At 28.4% G+C, this 7235-nt stretch carries 6 protein-coding genes and 1 tRNA gene; 5 read left to right on the top strand and 2 right to left on the bottom strand.

Annotated elements, in window-relative coordinates; all coding sequences use genetic code 11:
* Positions 1-83: 83 nt before the first annotated feature.
* The 4 genes from AC5LAX_RS02230 to AC5LAX_RS02245 all read left to right on the top strand — a co-directional run bounded on the left by AC5LAX_RS02230 (position 84) and on the right by AC5LAX_RS02245 (position 4298).
* Positions 84-2276, top strand: a complete 2193-nt coding sequence (locus AC5LAX_RS02230; RefSeq protein WP_288908985.1) for an alpha-galactosidase — start codon at positions 84-86, stop codon at positions 2274-2276.
* A gap of 188 nt (positions 2277-2464) precedes the next feature.
* On the top strand, positions 2465-2704 hold the full coding sequence (locus AC5LAX_RS02235) for a hypothetical protein (protein ID WP_008540023.1): 240 nt from the start codon (positions 2465-2467) through the stop codon (positions 2702-2704).
* Between the two features lie 147 nt (positions 2705-2851).
* Positions 2852-2941, top strand: a tRNA-Ser gene (locus tag AC5LAX_RS02240).
* 70 nt (positions 2942-3011) lie between these two features.
* A complete protein-coding gene (locus tag AC5LAX_RS02245; protein WP_288908986.1) occupies positions 3012-4298 on the top strand; it encodes a lipase family protein in 1287 nt (428 codons plus the stop codon).
* Between the two features lie 64 nt (positions 4299-4362).
* On the opposite strand, the gene AC5LAX_RS02250 is transcribed toward AC5LAX_RS02245, so the two are convergent.
* Positions 4363-5004 (bottom strand): HAD family hydrolase, encoded by a 642-nt coding sequence (locus tag AC5LAX_RS02250; protein WP_288908987.1) that lies wholly within the window; start codon positions 5002-5004, stop codon positions 4363-4365.
* A gap of 156 nt (positions 5005-5160) precedes the next feature.
* Here AC5LAX_RS02250 and AC5LAX_RS02255 point away from each other — a divergent pair, with 156 nt between their 5' ends.
* Positions 5161-5802: a hypothetical protein gene (locus tag AC5LAX_RS02255; RefSeq protein WP_288908988.1), complete on the top strand. Its 642-nt coding sequence runs from the start codon at positions 5161-5163 to the stop codon at positions 5800-5802.
* A gap of 72 nt (positions 5803-5874) precedes the next feature.
* Here the strand turns inward: AC5LAX_RS02255 and AC5LAX_RS02260 are convergent, their stop codons facing one another.
* Positions 5875-7014: a glycerophosphodiester phosphodiesterase gene (locus tag AC5LAX_RS02260; protein ID WP_115150888.1), complete on the bottom strand. Its 1140-nt coding sequence runs from the start codon at positions 7012-7014 to the stop codon at positions 5875-5877.
* Positions 7015-7235 lie beyond the last annotated feature (221 nt).

Consider the following 7235-nt stretch of genomic DNA (forward strand, 5'->3'; position numbering starts at 1 on the left):
GATAACATTTTATTATCATTTTAATATAGCTAACGATATTTTAAAATATTATGTAGAAAATAAATTTAGAGGAGAGAATATAGATGTTAGCAATTAATTATGATAAAGAGCAAAAGATATTTAATTTATCTAACGGCAAAATTAGTTATATTTTAGGCATTGAAAAAAATTATTATGTAAAACATATTTATTTTGGCAAATATTTATCATCATATAATGGAAGTAATGCTCAATTATTTTATGATAGAGGTTTTTGTTCAAATCCGATAGCTTCAGATAGAAATTTTTCGTTAGATACTTTATTGCAAGAATATCCAGATTTTAATCAAGGGGATTTTAGAAATCCAGCTTATATAATTCAAACAGAAGATGGCAAGCGTGTAAATCGCTTTTATTATGATAGTTTTAATATCATTGAGGGAAAACCAAAATTAGAGGGATTGCCTTCTATTTATGTAAATAATGAAAATGAAGCTAAGACTTTATGTATTATCTTAAAAGATGTAGTGATGAATGCAAGTATTTATTTGTATTACACAATTTTTGCTGATTATGATGTTATTTGTAGACATACTGAAATTGTAAATCATGGTGATAAGAGCATATATTTAGATAAAGTAATGAGCTTTAGTATGGATTTTGCTGATAGTGATTATGATGTGATGACGTTATCTGGTGCTCATTTGTATGAAAAAAATATTTATCGTAGAGCTATAAAATCTGACTCTATTGTATTAGAAAGCATACGAGGAACAAGTAGTCCACAGGCAACTCCATTTATAGCTTTGATGGATAAAAATACTAATGAAGATATAGGTTCTGTATGGGCATTTAATTTTATTTATAGTGGTGATTTCCAAGCTAGTGTACAAGTGGGACAATATAAGACTACTAGAATACAAATGGGCATGAACCCTACGACTTTTGGTTGGACTTTAAGTGGTAAAGAAAAATTTGTTTCTCCTGAAGCTGTATTAGTTTATACAGATAAAGGTTTAAATACTATGTCTCAGATTTTTCATAAATTGTATAGAAATCAACTTTGTCGAGGTTTATATAAAGAAAAAGCTCGTCCAATTTTGTTGAATAGTTGGGAAGCTTGTCATTTTGAGGTCAATGAAGATAATTGCTTGGATTTAGTAAGACAAGCTGGTGAATTGGGCATAGAATTATTTGTATTAGATGATGGCTGGTTTAAAAATCGTTGTGATGATACACAAGGTTTGGGCGATTGGCTAGAAGATGAAGAAAAATTCCCACATGGATTAAAAACTTTAGCTCAAAAAATTAAGGAAAAAGGATTATTATTTGGTTTGTGGTTTGAGCCAGAAATGATATCTAAAAATAGTGATTTATATAAAAATCATCCTGATTGGGTGATTAGAAGTATGGATTATGAGCCTATTTTGAGCAGATGCCAATATGTATTGGATTTATCAAATATAGAAGTTTGTAATTATCTTGTAGAAAAAATATCTAATATATTAGAAAATGTAGAGATATCTTATGTTAAATGGGATATGAATAGACATTTGACAGATTTAGGTTCTGCTTATTTAAATAGTAAGGAACAAAAAGAATTATCACATAGATATGTATTAGGTTTATATTATATTTTAGAAAAATTAACACAGCGTTTTAAAAATGTTTTATTTGAAAGTTGTTCTAGTGGTGGCGGTAGATATGATGCAGGAATGCTCTATTATATGCCACAAACATGGGCTAGCGATAATACAGATGCTATTTGTCGTTTAAAAATACAATATGGTACAAGTATATTATTCCCTGCGATTACAATGGGTTCACATGTTTCTATAGTGCCAAACCACCAAGTCGGTAGAATAACACCACTTAAAACTCGTTTTGCTGTAGCTTCTTCTGGAAATCTAGGTTATGAATTAGATTTAAATAAATTAAATGATGAGGAAAAAGAAGAGATAAAAAAACAAGTAGCTTGGTATAAAGAATATAGAGATGTTATACAAAAAGGGACTTTCTATAGAATAAAGAGTCCTTTTGATGGAAATGATATCAGTTGGAATTTTATTTCCGAAGATGAAAATACTGTTATTTGTTATTTCCATCAGGTTTTAGTAGAACCTATATATAGAAATTTAATTTTGAAATTAAAAGGACTACAAGAAGATGCTTTATATAATTTAGTTGGTACAGATAAAGTTTTCAGTGGTAGTGAATTGATGTATGCTGGTTTGATGATACCAAAAATAGAAGAAGATTTTTATAGTAATATTTATGTATTTAAAAAATCAGTATAAACGGTAACTTTAGTATATTTATTAAAAATTTCATTTATATTTTACAAACAATGACTATGTGAAACTATACAATTTTACATAGTCATTGTATAATAATAATGAGCTTAACAGAAAATTCCATAAGAAACAGCATTAGATTTTTTAAATGCAACATCATTTCTCACAAAAAAATTATGAGGTGATAGTAAATGGCTATTAAAAAAGTTGAAGTTGACCGTAGAGATTGTCAAAACTACCGTAACTATTTAAAGAGAGGAGGATATATCTCCGCAAGCTATTTATCAGTAAGTGGTTTAGATGCTATAAGATTAAAAAAATTAGCTATACAAGGTAGATTAGATGCTGTTAGATGCGCTATTGGTAAATCTGTTAGATGGTATTATTGTGAAAAACAAGCGGAGTTAGCTCACTTACGCGGAGAAGCTTAAAATGCATAATTGTTATGTATAATAGACTACTTTTTATGAGTTTATAAGAAGTAGTCTATTTTTTTATAAAAAACTGTTGACAAAAATGAAACTATCTGATATTATATATTTCTGTCAGCAACAATATAATATTGTTTGAGAGCACATGGAGAGTTGTCCGAGTGGTTGAAGGAGCACGCCTGGAAAGCGTGTATACGGGTCCCCGTATCGAGGGTTCAAATCCCTCACTCTCCGCCATAATTGATAGGTACAGGATTTTGCATAGCAAAATCCTGTTTTTTGTATATAGAGAAATAGGAGATTTATTATGAAAAAAATCTTAGCTATACTGATGTTATTGATGTTAAATTTAAATATAGCATTAGCACAGAATTTGGAGATTGATGAAACGAATTTAAGTGAAAAAGATATTCAATATTTATCTGCATGGACATCGCTTGCTGTATATAATGATAAATTTAGCTTATTAGCAAGAGATATATTGAAAAGTAATGGTTGGAATATTCGCTTTTATAATGAACAAATAGCTAAATCTGATGTTAAATACCTATTAGCTGATAAAAAAATAAATGATAAGGATATATTCTTTTTATCTATCAGTGGTACTAGCAGTTGGCAAGATGTAAAAACGGATTTGGCAGTAGAGGCAACAGTATTTCAAGGGCATAATTTAGATGAATTTTTGCAAAGTAGAAATGACAAAGATTTAAGTGAAACTAAGCCTTTAGTGCATAAAGGATTTTTACAATATGTACAAGATGGATTTTTTTCCGCGAATAGTTCAGGTGAGATTTTAGGTCTTGATTTAGTAGAACATTTGAAACAGTGCCCAGAAGATAAGATTTATATAACAGGTCATAGTTTAGGTGGAGCAGTGGCGGAATTATTGACAGCTAGATTATTAGACATGGGCGTAAGTAGCAATCAAATAGAAACTATTACGTTTGGTGCACCTGCTGTAGGCAATAAGACTTTTGTAGATATGTATGAGCCTAAAATGAATTTGACTCGTATTACGATGAAAGGTGATATTGTAAAAAATTTAGCTCAGATAGCTAATGAGCGTTTTGTGCAATTTAATACTAATGAAGTATGGACTGTATCTAAATTGGAAAATGATAAATTTGCTCATAATATGTTGCTTTATTTTGATAGAGCAATTAAAAATTATTATGATAGCAAAGAAGATATATCTTTAGCTACAGAAGATATTGAAACATGTGAAACTTATGTGGCAAAGCCTAAATATGATTTTCCTAGTGAATTACAATCAGAAATAAATTATATGAATTTAGCTTTGAAAGATAAGTTATTAAAAGAAGATGAAGATTGCTTTGTTGACCTTTCAGATGATGACCTATCTTCAAATGTATTTCAAAAAGCAAAAGCATTAAATGCTAAATATGTAGTGTTTTATGAGTTTAGTGCAAATAAAATAAAAGATAGTACTTCCAATAAAAGATATTATATTTATGGGAGTAAATATATTTATGATATAAATGGTAATTTGATAAGAGGATTTAGTGCAACGTCAGATACTAAAGAGATGACTGTATTGCAATCGGTATTATATTTAGAATGTCAATTTAAATAAAAATAAAAACTTAGTGAATGGTAATATAGAATAAAACTATGATTATCTTCACTAAGTTTTTTTATTATAGTAATTGAGTTATATTTATATCGGATATTTGTTTAATGATAATATCGGCTCTAGATAAATCTTGATTGCCAGAATTAGGATTGGCAAAACCGATACAATACATGCCAGCATCTTTGGCCGCAATGCTACCGTTTTTAGAGTCTTCAAGAACGACACAATCTTTAGGGTCAACTTGTAATTTTTTTGCTGTTTTTAAATAAATATCTGGAGCAGGTTTACTATGAAGGATATCTTCGCCAGAAATTAAAAATTTAAAGTATTTATCAATATTAAATGTTTTTATAACAAATTCAATTACATTTAAAGGAGAAGATGATGCTATCGCCAAAGGAATATTTGCTTTTTGTAATTGTTCTAATAAAGGGCAGATGCCATCAATAGGTTTAAGATTATGGTCAACGATATATTTTTTGAAGAAATTCATATGATTATTAGTCATTTCTTCAGGAGTATATGGTAAATGATGTTTATCAATAAAATAGGAGAAAACAGAAGTTGATGTCATACCAATGAGTTTATTGAATTCTTCATCATCAACTACGATATTGTTTTCAAGTAAAATCTCTTTGACCACTTTATTATGTATAGGTTCGCTGTCAATGATAACGCCATCCATGTCAAAGATAAATGCTTGCATAATAACACCTCTTTTTATTTTTATCAAATATAGTATAGCAAAATTACATATAATTTTAAAGAGATTTCAAATGAAAGATTATAGATAAATTTATTTGAATTTAGAGGGTTTGGATATATAATAAATAATATAGATAAAATTGTAGAGGTTGATAAAGTGAAAAAAATAGTATTATGTTTATTAAGTTTATTTATTTGTATGCAATCTATAGCTTTGGCTAATATACATCAATCAAAAGTATCAAATGTGGAAAATATTCGTTCTATATATGCATATAAAGACCCTGAACAAATGAAAGATTATGAACAGAAAAAATTAGTAAAAGAACAAACTAAAAGTGATGAAAAACTAGAAGAACCAATGGCATTGTTTAGAGTATTTGTCAATAATGATAGATTTTATACTGACGATAACAAATATAAAGACAATGTAGAGTTAGCAATAACATCACATAATATAGATAGAAATTATATTTTTGATAATGAATATCCTCCATATTTAATATTGCAAGATAATGATAATAATAGATATGAAATTCATTTTGCCAAAGTTAAATATGACAATCCATATTGGATAAGCTTCAATTTAACAAATAAAGAAATAGAACAAATAAATAAAGCTAAAACTATAAGCCTTGTTTTACCAGAAGCGCAAGAAAATATGTATCGTTATAATAAGAAAAAAGATAAATTAGAGAAAAAATCTTATGATAATGATATAAAAGTAAAAGAAATGGTATATGAACTTCCAGAAAATATAGTTGATGAATGGAAAACTGTTTTAAATAAGCATAAATAAAAATAACCCTACTAAGTTAAATTAGTAGGGTTATTTTCATTTATAAAGTAGTAAGGGGTTTATGATTAGTGCTTAGTAAGCAGCATCATTGCCGTTACTAGCTTCTGTAGGGGCTGTGTCTTTATGATCTGTTCCTGTATGATATGGACTATCTACATTTACTGTTGGTGTATGCAATTTTATATTGCGTTTTTCTAATACTTGTTTTAAGAGCCATGGCTTATCTGAAATAATACCATCAACACCCATATCAAGTAACATATTCATATCTTTTTCATTATTAACAGTCCATGGAACAACTTTCATACCCAAAGAATGAGCTTCATCAACATCTTGTTTGGATATTTCTGTATAATATGGAGAAATAATATCAGCACCAATAGCATGAGCAGCTTTTACAGGATTTCCTTGATAATCCTTGATGTCTAAACCACCAAGCCATGGAGATTTTTTCTTTTCATAACGACGTAAAGATTCACTATCACGTCCCCATGATGGTTGTTCTTGCCAAAGTGCACTAGTGGAGATGTTAGGATTTAATTTTTTCATTTCAATTAAAGTTTGCCAGTCGAATGATTGGAGAACAACTCTATCTTCCATATCATATTTTTTTACAATATTATTGAAAACTTCTACAAATTTCTTAGGGTCAGCATTATTTTTATATCCGGCACTTGCAGGGTCTGGATAGGATTTTGTTTCTATATTTAAAACAATATTTTTATCACCATATGATTGAATTAATTGCATTAATTCTTCTAATGTAGGAATTTTAGCATCATAAGTAAATTGTGTTTTGCCATGTAAATCATAGTATTCGCCACAATTTGGGTCCATCACACCTACATCGAATTTTTTTAATTCATCTACAGTCATTAAACGAATATCATATTTATTATTTTCAATATAATTGCCATTTTCATCACGTGTTATATCTGAATTTAAAATAGGATTATGACTCATTACTATTTGACCATCTTTAGTAAGTTGCATATCACATTCAATAGAAGTAGCACCTAGCTCTATTGCATAAGCATAAGAATACAAAGTATTTTCAGGTCTAACATCTCTACCTCCACGATGAGCCTCTAAGTCAAAAACATCATAATTGACTTTGGCATAAGTAGTGGAAATATCAATATTATTAAATCCACTATAAATTGTTAAGGCAGCTAGACCACTCAATAAGAGTTTTTTGGATAGTTTTTTCATTTGTATTCATCTCCTAAAGCGTTTAAATTTATTTGTTATAATTATCTCATAAATCTGAATTTATGTATGTCAGAATAGAGCGTAATTTTTAGGTAAATATTTCTTACAAAAATAAATATATTTTTTCTAAAAAAAGTGTTGACAAAGTGATTTATAGTAGATATAATAATTAAGCACTCAACGAGAGGGCAACTCAAAAGAAGAAAATTGTTAAAAACAAA

This window comes from Megamonas sp., from assembly GCF_986095205.1.